Source organism: Nocardia lasii (genome assembly GCF_042658545.1).
Taxonomy (GTDB): domain Bacteria; phylum Actinomycetota; class Actinomycetes; order Mycobacteriales; family Mycobacteriaceae; genus Nocardia; species Nocardia lasii.
This window is the reverse complement of sequence record NZ_JBHSQN010000002.1, coordinates 727,614-742,619: the sequence shown is the minus strand read 5'-3', so window position 1 is coordinate 742,619 and position 15,006 is coordinate 727,614. Positions and strand designations below refer to the sequence as shown.

The 15,006-nt window shown below is 68.0% G+C and carries 18 protein-coding genes and 1 pseudogene; 8 read left to right on the top strand and 11 right to left on the bottom strand.

All coding sequences use genetic code 11. From position 1 onward, the window contains the following. Positions 1 to 2: 2 nt before the first annotated feature. The 6 genes and pseudogenes from ACFP3H_RS07195 to ACFP3H_RS07170 all read right to left on the bottom strand — a co-directional run bounded on the left by ACFP3H_RS07195 (position 3) and on the right by ACFP3H_RS07170 (position 6,552). Entirely contained in the window at positions 3 to 1,841 is a 1,839-nt protein-coding gene (locus ACFP3H_RS07195) for an ABC transporter ATP-binding protein (protein WP_378601295.1), read from the bottom strand. Beyond that, the gene (locus tag ACFP3H_RS07190; RefSeq protein WP_378601292.1) at positions 1,838 to 3,715 is read right to left on the bottom strand and encodes an ABC transporter ATP-binding protein; all 1,878 of its coding nucleotides are present in this window, start codon (positions 3,713 to 3,715) and stop codon (positions 1,838 to 1,840) included. Before ACFP3H_RS07190 ends, ACFP3H_RS07195 begins: the two co-directional genes overlap by 4 nt. A 136-nt stretch (positions 3,716 to 3,851) precedes the next feature. Beyond that, entirely contained in the window at positions 3,852 to 5,066 is a 1,215-nt protein-coding gene (locus ACFP3H_RS07185) for an acyl-CoA dehydrogenase family protein (RefSeq protein ID WP_378601289.1), read from the bottom strand. Then, entirely contained in the window at positions 5,066 to 5,863 is a 798-nt protein-coding gene (locus ACFP3H_RS07180; protein ID WP_378601286.1) for an SDR family NAD(P)-dependent oxidoreductase, read from the bottom strand. The genes ACFP3H_RS07185 and ACFP3H_RS07180 overlap by 1 nt, the downstream gene beginning before the upstream one ends. 75 nt (positions 5,864 to 5,938) lie before the next feature. Then, positions 5,939 to 6,118 (bottom strand): annotated as a pseudogene (locus ACFP3H_RS07175) (SAM-dependent methyltransferase); the annotation flags it as partial. Between the two features lie 35 nt (positions 6,119 to 6,153). After that, positions 6,154 to 6,552, bottom strand: a complete 399-nt coding sequence (locus ACFP3H_RS07170; protein WP_378601283.1) for a helix-turn-helix domain-containing protein — start codon at positions 6,550 to 6,552, stop codon at positions 6,154 to 6,156. 194 nt (positions 6,553 to 6,746) lie between these two features. Between ACFP3H_RS07170 and ACFP3H_RS07165 the strand changes: the two genes are divergently transcribed. Genes ACFP3H_RS07165 through ACFP3H_RS07155 form a run of 3 tightly spaced genes read left to right on the top strand, consistent with a single transcriptional unit; the run spans position 6,747 to position 8,681 of the window. Next, positions 6,747 to 7,322 (top strand): TerD family protein, encoded by a 576-nt coding sequence (locus ACFP3H_RS07165; protein ID WP_378601280.1) that lies wholly within the window; start codon positions 6,747 to 6,749, stop codon positions 7,320 to 7,322. Positions 7,323 to 7,350: 28 nt separating this feature from the next. Next, the gene (locus ACFP3H_RS07160; protein WP_378601277.1) at positions 7,351 to 7,998 is read left to right on the top strand and encodes a TerD family protein; all 648 of its coding nucleotides are present in this window, start codon (positions 7,351 to 7,353) and stop codon (positions 7,996 to 7,998) included. Continuing rightward, entirely contained in the window at positions 7,995 to 8,681 is a 687-nt protein-coding gene (locus ACFP3H_RS07155) for a VTT domain-containing protein (RefSeq protein WP_378601274.1), read from the top strand. Before ACFP3H_RS07160 ends, ACFP3H_RS07155 begins: the two co-directional genes overlap by 4 nt. Positions 8,682 to 8,778: 97 nt before the next feature. On the opposite strand, the gene ACFP3H_RS07150 is transcribed toward ACFP3H_RS07155, so the two are convergent. The 3 genes from ACFP3H_RS07150 to ACFP3H_RS07140 form a co-directional block, all read right to left on the bottom strand. Further along, entirely contained in the window at positions 8,779 to 9,384 is a 606-nt protein-coding gene (locus ACFP3H_RS07150; protein ID WP_378601271.1) for an MmpS family transport accessory protein, read from the bottom strand. Positions 9,385 to 9,497: 113 nt separating this feature from the next. Beyond that, on the bottom strand, positions 9,498 to 10,253 hold the full coding sequence (locus tag ACFP3H_RS07145; RefSeq protein ID WP_378601268.1) for a dienelactone hydrolase family protein: 756 nt from the start codon (positions 10,251 to 10,253) through the stop codon (positions 9,498 to 9,500). Positions 10,254 to 10,389: 136 nt separating this feature from the next. Continuing rightward, positions 10,390 to 10,875, bottom strand: coding sequence for a hypothetical protein (locus tag ACFP3H_RS07140; protein WP_378601265.1), 486 nt, complete (start codon positions 10,873 to 10,875; stop codon positions 10,390 to 10,392). A gap of 95 nt (positions 10,876 to 10,970) precedes the next feature. Between ACFP3H_RS07140 and ACFP3H_RS07135 the strand changes: the two genes are divergently transcribed. Genes ACFP3H_RS07135 through ACFP3H_RS07125 form a run of 3 tightly spaced genes read left to right on the top strand, consistent with a single transcriptional unit; the run spans position 10,971 to position 12,571 of the window. Continuing rightward, positions 10,971 to 11,591: a TetR/AcrR family transcriptional regulator gene (locus ACFP3H_RS07135; protein WP_378601262.1), complete on the top strand. Its 621-nt coding sequence runs from the start codon at positions 10,971 to 10,973 to the stop codon at positions 11,589 to 11,591. Between the two features lie 27 nt (positions 11,592 to 11,618). Beyond that, on the top strand, positions 11,619 to 12,200 hold the full coding sequence (locus ACFP3H_RS07130; RefSeq protein ID WP_378601259.1) for a TetR/AcrR family transcriptional regulator: 582 nt from the start codon (positions 11,619 to 11,621) through the stop codon (positions 12,198 to 12,200). Next, a complete protein-coding gene (locus ACFP3H_RS07125) occupies positions 12,197 to 12,571 on the top strand; it encodes a hypothetical protein (RefSeq protein ID WP_378601256.1) in 375 nt (124 codons plus the stop codon). Before ACFP3H_RS07130 ends, ACFP3H_RS07125 begins: the two co-directional genes overlap by 4 nt. Positions 12,572 to 12,624: 53 nt before the next feature. On the opposite strand, the gene ACFP3H_RS07120 is transcribed toward ACFP3H_RS07125, so the two are convergent. Then, a complete protein-coding gene (locus ACFP3H_RS07120; RefSeq protein WP_378601253.1) occupies positions 12,625 to 13,026 on the bottom strand; it encodes a hypothetical protein in 402 nt (133 codons plus the stop codon). Positions 13,027 to 13,234: 208 nt separating this feature from the next. Continuing rightward, entirely contained in the window at positions 13,235 to 13,603 is a 369-nt protein-coding gene (locus tag ACFP3H_RS07115) for a hypothetical protein (protein WP_378601250.1), read from the bottom strand. Positions 13,604 to 13,783: 180 nt separating this feature from the next. Between ACFP3H_RS07115 and ACFP3H_RS07110 the strand changes: the two genes are divergently transcribed. Beyond that, entirely contained in the window at positions 13,784 to 14,635 is an 852-nt protein-coding gene (locus ACFP3H_RS07110) for a hypothetical protein (protein WP_378601247.1), read from the top strand. Positions 14,636 to 14,774: 139 nt separating this feature from the next. Next, positions 14,775 to 14,948, top strand: a complete 174-nt coding sequence (locus tag ACFP3H_RS07105; RefSeq protein WP_378601244.1) for a CsbD family protein — start codon at positions 14,775 to 14,777, stop codon at positions 14,946 to 14,948. Positions 14,949 to 15,006 lie beyond the last annotated feature (58 nt).

The following is a 15,006-nucleotide window of genomic DNA, read 5'->3' as shown; positions in this document are numbered from 1 at the left end:
CCCTAGCAGCGACCACCGACAGGCGGAGAATGCTCCATGGCGCTGGGAACATACTCGCTGGTAGCGACCGAATCACGCGCCCACACCTCATGCAGCCGGGCGTAGCGCCCGCCCAGATCGACCAATTCGGCGTGCGTGCCGTCCTCGGCGATCTCGCCGTCGTGGAACAGCAGCACCCGATCGGCGGACTCGGCCGAGTGCATCCGGTGCGCGATGGTCACGGTGGTGCGGCCCCGGGTGAGTTCGGCCAGCGCGTGCTGCACGCGCACGTCGGTGCCCGCGTCGACGCCGCTGGTCGCCTCGTCCAGGACCAGCAGATCGGGATTCACCAGCGCGGTGCGCGCGAGCGCGACCAGCTGGCGTTCCCCGGCCGAGAGCGCCTCACCGCGTTGCCCGACCCGGGTGTCGAGCCCGTGCGGCAACCCGCGCACCCACTCGGTGAGGCCGAGGCGCGCCAGCACCGCGAGCACATCGGCGCGGGTGGCGTCCGCGCGTCCCAGCGCGATGTTCTCCTCGACGGTGCGATCGAACAGGAACGCGTCCTGCGGCACCACGGCGACGCGGCGGGTCAGCGCGTCGTCGGCGATCTCCTCGATCGGCACACCCCACAGGGTCAACGTGCCCGACCCCGGCAGCAGCTGCCGGGTCACCAACTTCGCGAAAGTGCTCTTGCCCGAACCGGTCTCACCGACCACCGCCACATGCTCACCGGCGCCGATGCGCAGATCGATCCCGCGCAGCACGGGTTTGCCGGTGCGGTAGCTGAATCCGACCCCGCCCAGTTCGACGGTCGCAGGCCCGGCGGGCAGCGCGGTGCGCCCGGTCGGCGCGGCCTCGTCCTCGATGTCGAGGATCTCGAGCACCCGCCGCAACCCGGCCTCGGCATTGCGCGAATCGGCCAGACTGCTCACCGCGAACTGCATCGGCCGCACGAAGAACGTGACGAGGAACAGGAACGCCACCACATCGCCCGCCGACAACCCCAGATGCAACCCGAACACCCCCACCCCCGCGGCCGTGCCCGCCACCAGCACCGAGGTGGTGATCAGCCCGCTGGCCACCTCGCCGATGGAGATGTTGAAACCGGTGGGCCACAGGGTGCGTCGCTGCGCGTCGCGCACGGCGTCGATCTGGGCGATGGCGCGGGCGCGCATCCGCTCCTCGATGCCGTAGACGCGGATTGTGTCGATCCCGACCAGGGTCTCGAGCAGCCCGGCGTACAGCGTGCCGACCCCGCGTCGCACGGCATCGAACCGCCGTCCGACCCACTGCTGGAGGCGATGTCCGGCGATCGGCACGCTGAGCCCGATGATCAGCACCAGCAGCGCGGGCGCCCACGAGTAGGTGAACATCACCGCCAGCGCCAGGATCATCTGCGCGATGTTCTGCACCAGGGTGATGCCGCCGGATTGGGCGTAGAGGGTGACGACATCGATGTCGTTGGTCACCCGGGCCACCAGCGCGGTGCCCGAACTCGCGCGCGGATCGGCGGGCGACAGCCGCAGGATGCGACCGAACGCCGATACCCGCAGATCCAGCAGCACCCGTTCCACGACCCGGATCATCTGGAAGTTCATCAGCGCCGAGGCGATCATCGCCAACACCACCGCGCCCACCCCGGCCACGACGGCGTGGGTGACGACATCGGCGCGGGTGGCGGGATCGACATCGGCGAGCAGCGCGTGATCGAGCGCGTACTGGATGGTCACGGGAATGACGATCCGACCGGCCGCGGCGACCGTGGCCAGCAACCCGATCACCAGCAGGGCCGCCGGGGACAGGGAGGTGTGGCGGCGCAACCGGCGCAGCAGCGCGGTGGTGCCGTAGGCGCGCGCGGTCATCGGAGCACCTCGTCGGTCCGGTAGGCGCCGAGCAGGTCCCGGTACCTGGGTTCGGTGTCGAGCAGGTTGGTATGGCGGCCGTGCGCGAGGATCTGCCCGTCGGCGAGGAACACCACGGTGTCGGCCAGAGCGACGGTGGCGGCGCGATGGCCGACCAGCACGACGGTGGTGTGCCGGTCGTCGTCGGCGTACTCGGCGCGTAATCGTCGCACCACGGTGTGTTCGACGAGTGGGTCGAGCGCGGAGGTCGCGTCGTCGAGCAGCAGCAGTCCCGGACGTCGGAAGATGGCGCGCGCCAAGGCGATGCGCTGCCGCTGTCCGCCGGACAGTTGGGTGTTCTCGCCGAGCACGGTGTCGACGCCCTGCGGTAGCGCCGCGACGAACTCGGCCGCGTCGGCGATGTGCAGGGCGCGTTCGAGGTCGCCGTCGTCGGCGCCGAGAGTCACGTTGGCGCGCACGGTGTCGGTGAACAGGAAGGCGTTCTGGGTGACCAGGGCGGTGCGTCGCCGGATCGCGCCGGGCGCGAGCAACCGGGTGTCCACGCCGTCGACGGCGACCACGCCCCGATCCGCTTCGAGCAGGTGGGCCAGCAGCGCGAGCAACGTACTCTTGCCCGCCCCCGTCGCACCGACCACGGCGACGACCGCGCCCGGTCGTGCGTCGAGAGTCAGGTCCCGCACGGCCGCCCGCCCGATCTCGAAATCTTCTGTGGGCGAGCCGATGTCGAGTCCTGCCGGGCGATCGCCGACCGCCGCTTCCTCGCGATAGTCGAAGCCGACCCCGCTGACCTCGATCGCCACGCCGTGCTCGTCGCGCGGCGGACAGTACTGTCCGAACGCGGGCCGTTCGACCGCGTCGAGCACCTCCGCCACCCGCACCGACCCCGCCACCCCGAGCGGCACGATGCCGAGGAACCGCGCGATCACGTTCAACGGAATCGCGGTGGTGATGAGCAGGTAGATCACCTCGACCAGCGCGCCGACCCCCAGATGTCCGGCCTCGACCCGCGAGACCCCGATCGCCAGGATCACCAGCGCGGCCAGCGGCGGCATGAGCTCGATCGTGGGGTCGAATACCGCGCCCGCGTTGCCCATTCGCCGATTCGCCGCCCGCGAGTCGTCGGCGGCCGCGGCGAAGCGGGCGATCTCGGCGTCGGTGATGCCGAGCGTGCGCACCACCTGCTGTCCGGCGATCGCCTCGTGCGCGAGTCCGCTCACCACCGCGCGCTGCTGCTGCGCCGCGCGAGCCCGCGGCGAAAGCACCCGCTGGTAGGCCAGATTGGCCGCGAACACCAGCGGGATGAGCACCACCGCGACCAGCGCGAGCCACCAGTCGACATGGGCGATATCGGCCAGCACCAGCAGCAGCATTCCCACCATGCCGACCGCGAACGGGAAGTGCTGCATGGGATCCCACATGGTCTCGGTGTCGGAGACCGCCCGCGAGACCAGCTGCCCGGCCGAGCGGCGCCGATGCCACGAGACACCGAGGCGCAGATAGGCGTCGACCACCGCTTTCCTGGCCTCGGCCTGGTTGCGGTACTCCACGATTCCCGTCGCCACACCCCGCGAGATGATCGTGACGATCCGCAACAGCGACACCGCGAGCACGAACACCGCGCCCGCGGCCGCCGCGCCCGGCAGGAACCGGCCCTCGGCGAAACCGGCCACCACCACGTGCTCGGTGCTCCACCCGACCGCCTTCGCCGCGAGCACCATACACACGGCGTTGACCAGCCCCGACCCGATCGCCACCGCCGCTGCCCCCGGCGCGTGCACGCACCCGCGCACCATGATCGCCAACCCGGTGCGCAACGACCGCGCATCCGCCCCGGCGTCGTCCCCCGCGAGCAACGTGCCCTTGCCGAAGCTCACGACCGGGATACCTCCTGTTTATGGGACACGCGTACTGGAATACTCTTCGCCGCACGCGGCACTGTGGGCAATGCTCGAGATCGCCCTGATCGAAACTCGGCTCGGCCCCGCCCCTTTCGTTCGCGGGAACTCGATGTCAGGGGAGCAGTCCGAGGGCGGTGCGGCCCACGACGTCGAGGATCGCGTCGGTGTTCGGGGGATGGAGCTGGCCGGTGCGCACGTCGCGGTAGAGCCGCTCGAGTTCGTTGCGGCGACTCACCGACGACGCGCCCACCACCTGCACGGCGACGTCGACCACGTTCTTGGCCGTCCTGGTCGCGAACTCCTTGGCGGAGAACAGGCGCGGCAGCGCCCACGCCCCGTGCTCGACCCCGGCGTCGACATCGCGAGTGGCCGTCTCGAGCAGCGCGAACGCGGCGTCGAGCTGGATCTCGGCCTCGGCGATCTGACGCTGCACCGCCGGCTTGGCCGCGTGCGACTCGACGCCGGCCACCAGCGAGGGGCGCGTGCCCGCGTGCAGGATCGCGACATCCAGTGCGCGCCGGGCGATTCCGAAGTAGACATTGGCCAGCAGCGGCAGGTACCAGACGAGGATGCCGCCGATCAGCGGGGGATAGGCGCCCCCGGGTGCGTGCGCGCCCGAGAAGGTCGAGGCCTCGGCGCGCGCGTTGTCGAAGATCGTGTCGTCGCTGCGGGTCGCGCGCACGCCGAGGGTGTCCCAGGTCTGCTCGACGCGCACCCCCGGCTGATCCCGCGCCACGAACAGGTGCACGATCCGCGGGTTGTGCGGATCGGAGTCGTCGCGGGCGTGGATGCCCACCGAGGTCCACACCGGTCCGAGCGAGGTGAACGTCTTGCGACCGTTGATCAGGTAGGAACCGTCGGGCTGCGGGCGCGCCGACACCACCGAATCATCCATTCCCACATCGTTTCCGCGCTCGCCGTGCCCGGCCGCGAACACCTCACCGTCGCGCACCGCGGCGAGCAACCAGCCGAAATCCGCCACCCCGGACGTGGTCAGCGCGGCCGCCGGACCGGTCCAATACAGGTGCATGTTGATCGCGAGCGCCGTGGCGGGCGCCCAGTACGCCAATTGCCTTTGCTCCCTGGCCAATTCGCTGAGCGACAGACCCCGGCCGCCGTACTGGGTCGGTAGCGCGGCGCTCAGGTACCCGGCCGCCCGCAATTCCTCGAAATCCTCGGTGAAGAAGATGTTCTCGGCGTCGTAGCCGGCCGCGCGGGCATGGAACCGGCGGTAGTCCTGCGCGCTGAAGAACGCGCTCGGCGGCGCGCTCGCCGCGAGCGGGGAGGTGGTGCTGGCGATCACGGTGGGTACGACAGTGCTCGTCATCAGTAGAAGACCGGTCCGGGAATGCCGCCACCGGCGGCGATCGCGTCGCCGGTGATGGAGATGCTGCGCGGGGACGCCAGGAACGTCACCACATCGGCGATCTCGCTCGCGTCGACGAGGCGACGAATCGAGTTCGTCGCCAGCTGCTGTTCCAGCGCGGCCACCTCGTCACCGTCGCGCTCGGCCTGCGCGGTGAGCCGTTCGGTGAAGCGCTCGGTGCGGGTGATTCCCGGATGCACGACCGTCACGTTCACCCCGTGCGGTCCCAGCTCGTCGGCGAGGTTCTTGGTCAACGCCGACACACTCACATTGCGAATGGTCTGCCCGATCGAATTCGCGTGCCGCGCACCGAGTCCGCTGATATTGACGATCCGCCCCCACCCCTGCGCCACCAGGTGCGGCGCCACCGCCCGCGCGGTCCGCAGATACCCGAGCACCTTGATCTCGACCTCCCGACGCACGATCTCATCGGTCGTGGCCTGCACACCCCCGCCCGGCCCCGCACTCCACGGCGTCGCCGCGGAATTCACCAGAATGTCCACCCCGCCCAACTCGTCCACCGTCCGCGCGACCAACGCCTTGACCTGCTCGTCGTCACCGGTATCGGTCGGCACCGCGATCACCCGCACCCCGAACTCCCGAACAATCCCCGCCGCGGCTTCCCGCAACGCCCCCTCCGCCCGAGCCGCGATCACCAGATCCACGCCCTCCGCGGCCAACCCCCGAGCCACCGCCAACCCGATCCCCCGACTGGCCCCGGTAACAATCGCCCGCTTACCACTCAATCTCAAATCCACCACCCGACGCTAACAACCCAACCCGCCCCTTCCACCCTTCCCGCTCGAGCAGATCGAAACCCCGTCGCGGGCGTCTCAGTCGGTGCGGGAGAAGACCGCGACGAGGAAGTCGGAGGTGGGGGTGGAGGGGCGTAGGTCCCAGGTGGAGAAGAGGGAATCGGTTGTGAGGCCGCAGGATTCGGTGTCGGCGAGGAATTCGGGGAAGGGGTAGCCGCGGTCGGCGCCGAAGCCGGTGACCAGGCGGCCGCCGTCGGCTCGCCCCCGACAGCCACGCTACCGCCGTCGCACGCTCACAGGATCGGCAGGTCCGGTGGGATCTGCATGGCGACCTGGATCAACGAGTGCGCCCGGGTGGCGATGATGTTGAGCAGCCCGTGCAACTCCGCGGGCGCGGTCTCGGCGACCGACTGCAAACTCTTGAGGTCGTCGTCGAGGCGCGCGAGCACCTCGGAGGTGTCCTGCGGGCCGGTATTGAGCGCCGTCGCGATCTCCGCCAGCGGAATCCCCTGCGCCTCGAGCCGCTGGACGAGATGGATGCGCTCGACATCGGCGACGTTGTAGAGGCGATAGTTGCCCGCGCTGCGCTCGGCGGGCACGAGCAACCCGATGCTGGTGTAGTGATCGACGGTGCGGGTGCTGACCTCGGCGCGGGCGGCCAGTTCGCCGATTCTGAGCACGGCCTCGACCATCACAGCCTCCTTCACAGCAGAGGTAGACCATACAGTGCCGCGTGCTACCGTCGCTAATGGTGCGGTCGGAGTCCTCGCGAACCGCAACCATACAGTGGCACGTAATACCGTGCGCCGCCGCTGACGGCGGCGCACCCGTGTGTGTGGGCAGGTCGATCCGGCCTGTCTTCGACCGATGAGAAGGAGTGATGGTCGTGGGTGTGAGTTTGGCCAAGGGCGGCAACGTATCGCTGTCGAAGCAGGCGCCGAATCTGACCGCGGTGGCGGTCGGCTTGGGTTGGGATGTGCGCTCGACCACCGGGACCGATTTCGACCTCGACGCCAGCGCGATCGCGACCGGCCCCGACAACAAGGTCGTCTCCGATCAGCATTTCGTCTTCTACAACAACCTGCGTTCGCCCGACGGCGCGATCGAGCACACCGGCGACAACCTGACCGGTGAGGGCGACGGCGACGACGAGGTCATCAACGTCGACCTGGCGGCCACCCCCGCCAACATCACCAGCATCTTCTTCCCCGTGTCGATCCACGACGCCGACGCCCGCCAGCAGTCCTTCGGCCAGGTCCGCAACGCGTTCATCCGCGTCGTCGACCGCGCCAACGGCAGCGAGCTGGCCCGCTACGACCTCACCGAGGACTCCTCGACCGAGACCGCGATGGTCTTCGGCGAGCTCTACCGCAACGGCGCCGAATGGAAGTTCCGTGCCATCGGCCAGGGCTACGCCTCGGGCCTGGCCGGCATCGCCCGCGACTACGGCGTCAACATCTGAGTCGGCGGATCCGAGCGAAGCGACACCCATGGGTACCGACGACAACAATCAACCGGGCGTGAGCCTGAACAAACTCACCCTGACCAAGACCGAACGCACCGTCACCCTGACGAAATCCGGTGAGCGCCAAGGTGCCATGCGGGTGAACCTGAACTGGTCCACCGGTGCGCCGGTCAAGAAGGGTTTCCTGGCGAAACTGCTCGGCGGCGCAGGCGGGGTCGATCTGGATCTGGGCTGCCTCTACGAGCTGGCCGACGGTTCCAAGGGGGTCGTGCAGGCACTGGGCAACAGCTTCGGCGCGCTGAACCAGCCGCCCTACATCGCCCTGGACGCCGACGACCGCAGCGGTTCGGCCACCGGCGGGGAGAACCTGCACATCAACCTGGCCGACCCGGAACTGTTCCGGCGGGTGCTGATCTTCGCCATGATCTACGACGGCGCCCCGAACTGGGCGGCCGTGGACGGCGTGGTCACCATGTTCCCGACCTCGGGTCCGCAGATCGAGGTCCGCCTGGACTCCTCGGCCGCCGACGCCCGCATCTGCGCGATCGCGTTGCTCACCAACACCGGGCAGGGCCTGACCGTGCAGCGCGAGGTCAACTACGTCGCGGGCAACCAGGCCGACCTCGACCGCGCGTACTCGTGGGGGATGAAGTGGGCGGCGGGCAGCAAATGAACACCGTCACCAATCTCGCGCTGCTGCCCGGCTTTCTGGACCCGGTCAACCTGCTGAACTCGTTCGGCACCTGGGTGCTGGCCGGTCTGCTGCTCGTGGTGTTCATCGAGTCGGGCCTGCTGTTCCCGCTGCTGCCCGGCGACTCGCTGCTGTTCACCGCGGGTCTGATCGCGGCGTCGAAGTCGACCGAGATCGAGCCGTTCGCCCCGATCGGCGTGCTGTTGATCCTGGTGCCGATCGCGGCGGTCCTGGGCGACCAGGTGGGGTACGTCATCGGCGCTCGCGGCGGCACCGCGCTGTTCAAGAGCAACGACGCGCGCCTGTTCAAGAAGCGCTACATCGACGAATCGCACGCGTTCTTCGTCAAACACGGCCCGATCACCATCGTGCTGGCGCGTTTCGTGCCGATCGTGCGCACCTACGCACCGGTCGTCGCGGGCGCGGCGAAGATGCGCTACCGAACCTTCGCCATCTACAACATCATCGGTGGCGTGCTGTGGGGCGCCGGCCTCACCTACCTCGGCTACCTACTCGGCCAGATCGCGGTGGTACGCGACAACATCGATCTCATCTTCCTCGGGATCGTCGCCGTCTCCGTCCTCCCGATCGTCATCGAAGTGGCCAAGCGCGCCCTGCGCAACCGCCGCTCCACCGACACCGACACCGAGTCGATCCCCTCCTAGCTGTCACGCGCGAGCGGCTGACAGCCGAACACGATCCCGCGACGTCGCGTCGCGGGATCGTTGCGTTCCCGGGGAAGGTCCGCACGACCCGCCCCGCTCAGAACGCGGCGGCGGTGCAGTTCACGACGGCGTACTTACCTGTTGCGGTCTGTTCGTCGGCGACCTCGCCGTCCACGGTGATTCGGCAGGTCACCGAGGATCCGTCCGTCTGCGCGCCCACTCCGATCAGCGCGACCGTCGAGGTGTTCGTGACCGACTTCGTCCATGGCGCGGTCGCGGTCATCTCCTGCTGCAACTCGCTGTTCCCGTCGAAGTAGGTCACCGAGCCGAGTTCGGAACTGTCCGAGATGATCTCGTAGGTGATGGCCTTGCCCTCGCCGGTCGAGGTGCCGGGCGTGAGCGGCGGGATCACCGGCGGCACAGCGGGGGTTTCCGGCGCCACGGGCCCGGTCGACTGCATCGAACTCGCCGCCGCGTCGAGGGACTTGCTGACCTCTTCGCCCGCCGTGGCGATCAGCGCGACACACCCACCGACCCCGCACAGCACCAGCACGGCGACGATCCCGAGCACGATCCACACCGTATTGCTCTTCTTGGGCGGCCGCGGCGGATACCCCGGCTGCTGACCATACGGCGGCTGTTGACCGTACGGCGGCTGCTGACCATAGGGCGGTTGCTGCGGCGGAAAGGGCGGAGTCGTCAAGGTGTCCCCTGCTGTGAGTACGGATCGCGCACTGGGATCGAGCCGACGAACCTTATCCCGTCCCACGCGTCCCGGTGGCGATTGCGCCGAAAACAGCCCTCGACCAGTCCTTTTCAGCGCAGCACGCGGGTGAACAACTCGCCGAGTTCGGTCCAGTGCCGGGCGTCCGCTTCGGGGTTGTAGACGTCGGTGTCGGATTGGGTGAAGCCGTGGTGGGCGCCGGGATAGACCTCGGTGCGGAAGGTGATGCCCGCGGTGGTGAGGGCGGTGTCGAGGCGGGCGATCTGCTCGGGCGGCAGGCCCGGATCGGCGTCGGCGTGGGCGAGGTAGACCTCGGCGGTGATCAGGTCGACGACGGTATGGGCGCTGGTGGGGTCGTCGGTGGCCAGCCGTCCACCGTGAAATCCCGCCACCGCCGCGACCCGATCGGGATAGGCGGCGGCGGTGTGGAGCGCGTTGCGCACACCCATGCAGTACCCGGTCAGGCCGACAGGATTGCCGGTGGTCAGCGGCGAATCCGCCAACCACTCCAGATACCCGGCCGCGTCGGCGACAACGAGTTCGGGCGTCAACGCGGTCAGCAGCGGACGCAGAGCGCCGAAGATCTCACCACGCCGATCGGCATCGATGAACTCGGGAAGTTCGACCACCGGCGCGGAACCGTTGCGATACAACACATTCGGCACGAGCACGGTAAACCCCAGCGCCGCGAGCCGTTCCGCGTCCCGCCGAACCACCGGCCGCAACCCGAACGCGTCGGAGAACACCAGCACCGCCGGGTGGGGCGCGTCATCGTCCGGGTGAGCGAGGAAGGCATCGGCCTTCCCGTCGGCCGTAGCCACGGTGAGAGCGAGCGTGCGAACCGCCACGACGGAACCTCCTGAGCACATCGAGTTGGGCACACCCTACTGACCCGGGGACGGTCATCAGCCGCTCGAGCCGGCCAGAACGAGCATCCGCGCACCTAGCGAATTCGACGCGCAGCGAGCACAGTGCAGCGAGCGGCTAAGGCCCCTCGGGAAGCTCGAGGTCGCTGCGCCGTTCGGTCGGTGTCAGGTGGCGCCGGACGAGCCGGTGCCAGCGACGGTGTCGATATCGGAAGATCGCCGTGGCGACTGATGCCACCAGCCCAGTCGCCCAGCGAGTGTCGATCTCGATGGTGTCGCTGTAGCGGCAGGTCTGCTCGGTGAGCGGTTCGACCTGAAGAGTGTGGTTCCAGGTCTTCAAGATCCCACCATGCTCGCGAGTTCGGATGGTGCCGGCGTCGACCTCGACAACCTCGATGGTGTGGCGGTAGGCGGGAATGACATGAAACGCCCACAGCCACCCCGTCCCTCGTTCTCCCCGCCGGAGCGGTTCGGCCCGGCCCGCGAGCGCCGGAATGCCGAACAGACCACGGCACACGTAGAGAAAGGTGACGGGGGACCGCATGGCGAACCACACGCGATCAGCGTCGGCGGCCAGCTCGGTTTCCAGGCGGATCGTTCGCATCTATCGTTGCTCCTCGCAGACGGACGTTGCTCTCACCTCCGAATTCTTCGCGCGAACAACACTGTTGACTACTCGCGTTCCGACGAAAGGTCGCTGTGGCACCCACGGATCGGTTTCGGCCCCGCAAGCAGCCCAAACAGGCGCGCGCGACCCTCACCCGCCGCTGGGTGCTCGACGCGGCTGCTCAGGTTTTCGCCGAGCACGGCTACCCGGCGGGCACGACCAACCGCATCGCCGAGCGCGCCGGCGTCTCGGTCGGCTCGCTCTACCAGTACTTCCCGAACAAGGACGCGATCTTGCGCGCGCTGATGGACGAACACGTCGACGCCGGGACCCGCCTGCTCGGCGAGCGCTTGGCCGAGGGCCTGCCCGCACAACTCGATGATGTTCTGCGCCTGTTCATTCGGGCCGTGATCGACAACCACCGCGACAACCCACGACTGCATCGCGTGCTGTTCGAGGAAGCCCCCCGCGCCCCGGAATTCCTGACGCGACTGCGCGAGACCGAGGACTTCGCCGTCGACATGGTGACCCAGCTGCTCATCCACCACCCCGAGGTCGCCGTCGCGCATCCCGACCGCGCCGCGCGGGTCGTGGTGGCCACCGTGGAGTCATTGATCCACCGCCTGATGACCTCGACCGCGCCGATGGATCCCACCGACCTCGAGGACGAGTTGGTCGTCCTGCTCGGTAGGTACTTACGCGCGGGTGCATAAATACGGGTCTACCCGTATTGTAAATGGATGAGCTCGAATTCCCGCGCCGGTCGCCCCCGCGACCAGCGCACCCACGCGGCCATCCTCGACGCCGCCGAACACCTCATCCTCGAAACCGGTTATGCGACAACATCGGTCACCGCGATCGCGGCCCGCGCCGGGGTCGGCAAGGACGCGATCTACCGGCGCTGGTCGGGAAAGCCCGAACTGGTCTACGAAGCGCTGTTCACCCGCGTCGACCTGGGCCCGGTGCCCGACGAGGGAACCGTCGAGGCCGACGTCACCGCCCTGGTCGAGGCCCTGATCGCCGAATTCAGCGCACCCGCCGCGGCGATCGCCCTACCGGGCCTACTCGCCGACTTCGCCGCCGATCCGAAACTGCGTGCCGTGCTGCGTGATTCGTTCCTCGCTCCGGTGAAATCACGCATGGGGGAGATCTTCGAGCGGGCTCGTGTCCGTGGCGAAATCGGCGACGACATCGCGATCGATCTCGTCCTCGACACCATCGCCGGTGCGATCTTCTTCCACCTCGGCATCCTCGGCGAGCCGGTGACGGCGGATCTGGCCACCCGTCTCGGCGCCATCATCACCACCGGGATCACCCGATGAACGGCTACCTGCTCGCCGGAGGTGTTCTCGCACTGGCTGTTTCGGCGATCCACATCATCGCGGGCCACTTCGACCCGGTGCGCCCCCTGCTGACCAGTTCGATGGCCGACGTCCCGAAGCGAACCATGCACGCCGTCTGGCACATGGTCAGCGTGGACCTCGTCGCCACCGCGCTCACCCTGCTCGCGCTGGCGTGGTGGGAGCCGACGGGAACCGCACTGGTCGCGGCACTGACCGCCGCCCGCTACGCGGCATACGCGGTGGTGTTCTTCGTGATCGCGACGCGCGTGCCGGGTCGCGCGTCGGTGTTCAGCCTGCCGCAGTGGATTCTGTTGGCGCCCATCGCGATTCTGGCAGGCCTCGGCGCCTGAGCCCTACCCGTGCGCCGACTCCGTGCGGAGCCGGCGCACCAGGGCTCAGCGACTCACATCGCCATCGCGGCCGCGTACCCGTAGGACGAGCGGTCCTCCTCGCGGGCCTTCAACGCGCCGTTCACGTAGATCGCGGTGAACGCGTAGCTCGCCTCGTCGTGCCGAATCGACGACCAGACAAAGGAACTGGACGCGAACAGCACATCAACATTGCGACACCACCGCCCACCCTCCATGGGGTCGGTCAGCGTCACGACCTCGTCGCGCTTCCCGAACCCGTCGTAGTAGGTGATCTCGTTGCCTTCCTGCGCGTCGGAGCAGAAGACGTAGCGAACGTTGCCGTACTTGGGAACCTCGACGGCGTTCGCGACACCGGCACCCGCGACAACAGCCCCCGCGAGCGCACCGCCCGCCCCGATCACCGCGACCGCGCGCCGGATGGCAGACCGAGTCATATCAAGTTGTCCTTTCGCGAAACGATGTGCCGATCGGAATGCTTCCGACAGCAGTCCGCGCGACGCAGCGCCCCGGGCGAACCGAACATTGAATCACACTGCGAGGCTTAGCGTTTCATGATCACGGAATCATCGTTGACGATCGATAGACCTCCGAACTGGGCGGCCGGTGCGGCACCGGTACACGCGATAGCTACAGACTCCCGGGTTACGAGGTCATCGCCGCCGCGTAGCCGTAGGTCGAGCGGTCCTCGTCGCGGGCTACCAGCGTGCCGTTGACGTAGATCGCGGCGTACGCGTAGTTGCCATTGGCGTTCACGATCGAGGACCAGATGTAGGTGCTGTCCCCGAACTGAACATCCACGCCGCCGCACCATCGATCACTCGCAACGGCTTCGGGCAGTGTCACGATTCTGTCGCGTTTGCCGAGGTTGTCGTAGTACGTGACCTCGTTACCCGTCTGCGCATCGGAGCAGAAGACGTAGCGAACGTCGCCGTAGTCGGGGACTTTGGTGGCGTTGGCAATACCGGAACCCGCGACAACCGCCCCCGCGAGGGCGCCTCCCGCTGCGATCATCGCGACAGTGTGCTGAATGGCTGAGCGTTTCATCTCGAGTTGTCCCTTCGCGAAACGAGGTGCCGACGGAAATGTTTCCCGGCATCAGTGCGCCCGACACACTGCCTCGCGCGAACCGCGCATCCAATGACGCTGCGTCGCTCGCCTTTTCCCGAATCGGGCTACGGTGGCCCTATGACAGTGCTCGCCCACGGCGCGGTCCGGAAGCTGGGAAACGCGCATGCGGTACTCCGGTTCGATGCGGCACATCCCGAACCGACGGGCGCCACAGGCCAACGGTTGCTGTTCGTCGACGATCGCCCGTCCTTCGAGCTTACTCCCTGGTGCGGCACCTGCCCAATGCTGTTCGAGCGCAAAGAAGGCGCCGACCGAACGCTGTCGATACCCGATCTCGCCGCACGATTGGAAGCCGGACTGAGCGATGTGGACAGTTCGGTGATCGAGTCGTTCGCCGAACTACTTCCGGTCGGAAAATATCAACCGATGCTGCTGAGCATCAGCCCTCACCTCGTATTCCCGCTCGATCGCGACGACTATTTCGCGCACGAGCAGGTCCAGACCTGGGGCATCGATCCCTTCTGGGGTCTGCCCGCGCACCCGCGCACGCCCTATTACCGAACATTCGACACCGCGGTGAGCCCACATTCCCACCTGTACGAATTCGTGGTCCCGATGGTCCCGCCGAGTTGGAACGACAGCGATCGCGTTCGACATTTCGAGCAGCGGCTCCGCACCGAATCGACGCCGACAGCGGTAGCGGTGTCAATTCTGGACGTCTGCGTACCCGCGGTCGCCCACGAGGGCCGCGATTATTACGCGCACTGGTCGCTGATCCACTTCCTGCTCGATGGCCACCACAAACTCGAAGCCGCCGCACGCACCGGCCGCCCCCTCCGACTGCTCTCCCTACTGGCAGTCGATGCCGGCCTGACCGAAAAGGGCGAGATCGCAGACCTTCTCGGCGTTCGGTCCGGTCAACCGTCGGTCCGAGTTCCACGCGGGACGACCCCCTCGGCCGCACGATTCTCCTGACTCGGCCGGGAGAGGGATCGGGGTCGTCGTGCGTAGGGACAGCAAGCGCGGGTATGCCGCAACCACGGCGACAACCTCGCTCCGGGCGGGCAAGAACACACCCCCGGTGTCGACGAATTCGAGAAGGAAGTACGGCGATATGAGTATCGGTAAGAAGGTCGCGTATTCGGCGGAGAAGACCAGAGGGCGGGCGAAGAAGGTCTACGGGCGCGCGGTGGGAAACCGGCGGCTCGAAGCGCAGGGGCGGGCAGCGCAGATCAAGGGCAGCCTGAAACTGTCCGCGGCCAAGGTCCGAGACGCCTTCCGGAAGTAGCCGCGTCGAGTAATCGAGAATCCCCGCCGACCTGGTTGGCGGGGATTCTCGTGGTTGG

Excerpts from the sequence above, each read along its gene's own strand:
- ACFP3H_RS07155 (WP_378601274.1), top strand. The coding sequence starts at position 7,995 with ATGAACACCGTCACCAATCTCGCGCTGCTGCCCGGCTTTCTGGACCCG.
- ACFP3H_RS07125 (WP_378601256.1), top strand. The coding sequence starts at position 12,197 with ATGAACGGCTACCTGCTCGCCGGAGGTGTTCTCGCACTGGCTGTTTCG.
- ACFP3H_RS07195 (WP_378601295.1), bottom strand. The coding sequence starts at position 1,841 with ATGACCGCGCGCGCCTACGGCACCACCGCGCTGCTGCGCCGGTTGCGC.
- ACFP3H_RS07140 (WP_378601265.1), bottom strand. The coding sequence starts at position 10,875 with ATGCGAACGATCCGCCTGGAAACCGAGCTGGCCGCCGACGCTGATCGC.
- ACFP3H_RS07130 (WP_378601259.1), top strand. The coding sequence starts at position 11,619 with ATGAGCTCGAATTCCCGCGCCGGTCGCCCCCGCGACCAGCGCACCCAC.
- ACFP3H_RS07160 (WP_378601277.1), top strand. The coding sequence starts at position 7,351 with ATGGGTACCGACGACAACAATCAACCGGGCGTGAGCCTGAACAAACTC.
- ACFP3H_RS07185 (WP_378601289.1), bottom strand. The coding sequence starts at position 5,066 with ATGACGAGCACTGTCGTACCCACCGTGATCGCCAGCACCACCTCCCCG.
- ACFP3H_RS07170 (WP_378601283.1), bottom strand. The coding sequence starts at position 6,552 with ATGGTCGAGGCCGTGCTCAGAATCGGCGAACTGGCCGCCCGCGCCGAG.
- ACFP3H_RS07115 (WP_378601250.1), bottom strand. The coding sequence starts at position 13,603 with ATGATCGCAGCGGGAGGCGCCCTCGCGGGGGCGGTTGTCGCGGGTTCC.
- ACFP3H_RS07105 (WP_378601244.1), top strand. The coding sequence starts at position 14,775 with ATGAGTATCGGTAAGAAGGTCGCGTATTCGGCGGAGAAGACCAGAGGG.
- ACFP3H_RS07120 (WP_378601253.1), bottom strand. The coding sequence starts at position 13,026 with ATGACTCGGTCTGCCATCCGGCGCGCGGTCGCGGTGATCGGGGCGGGC.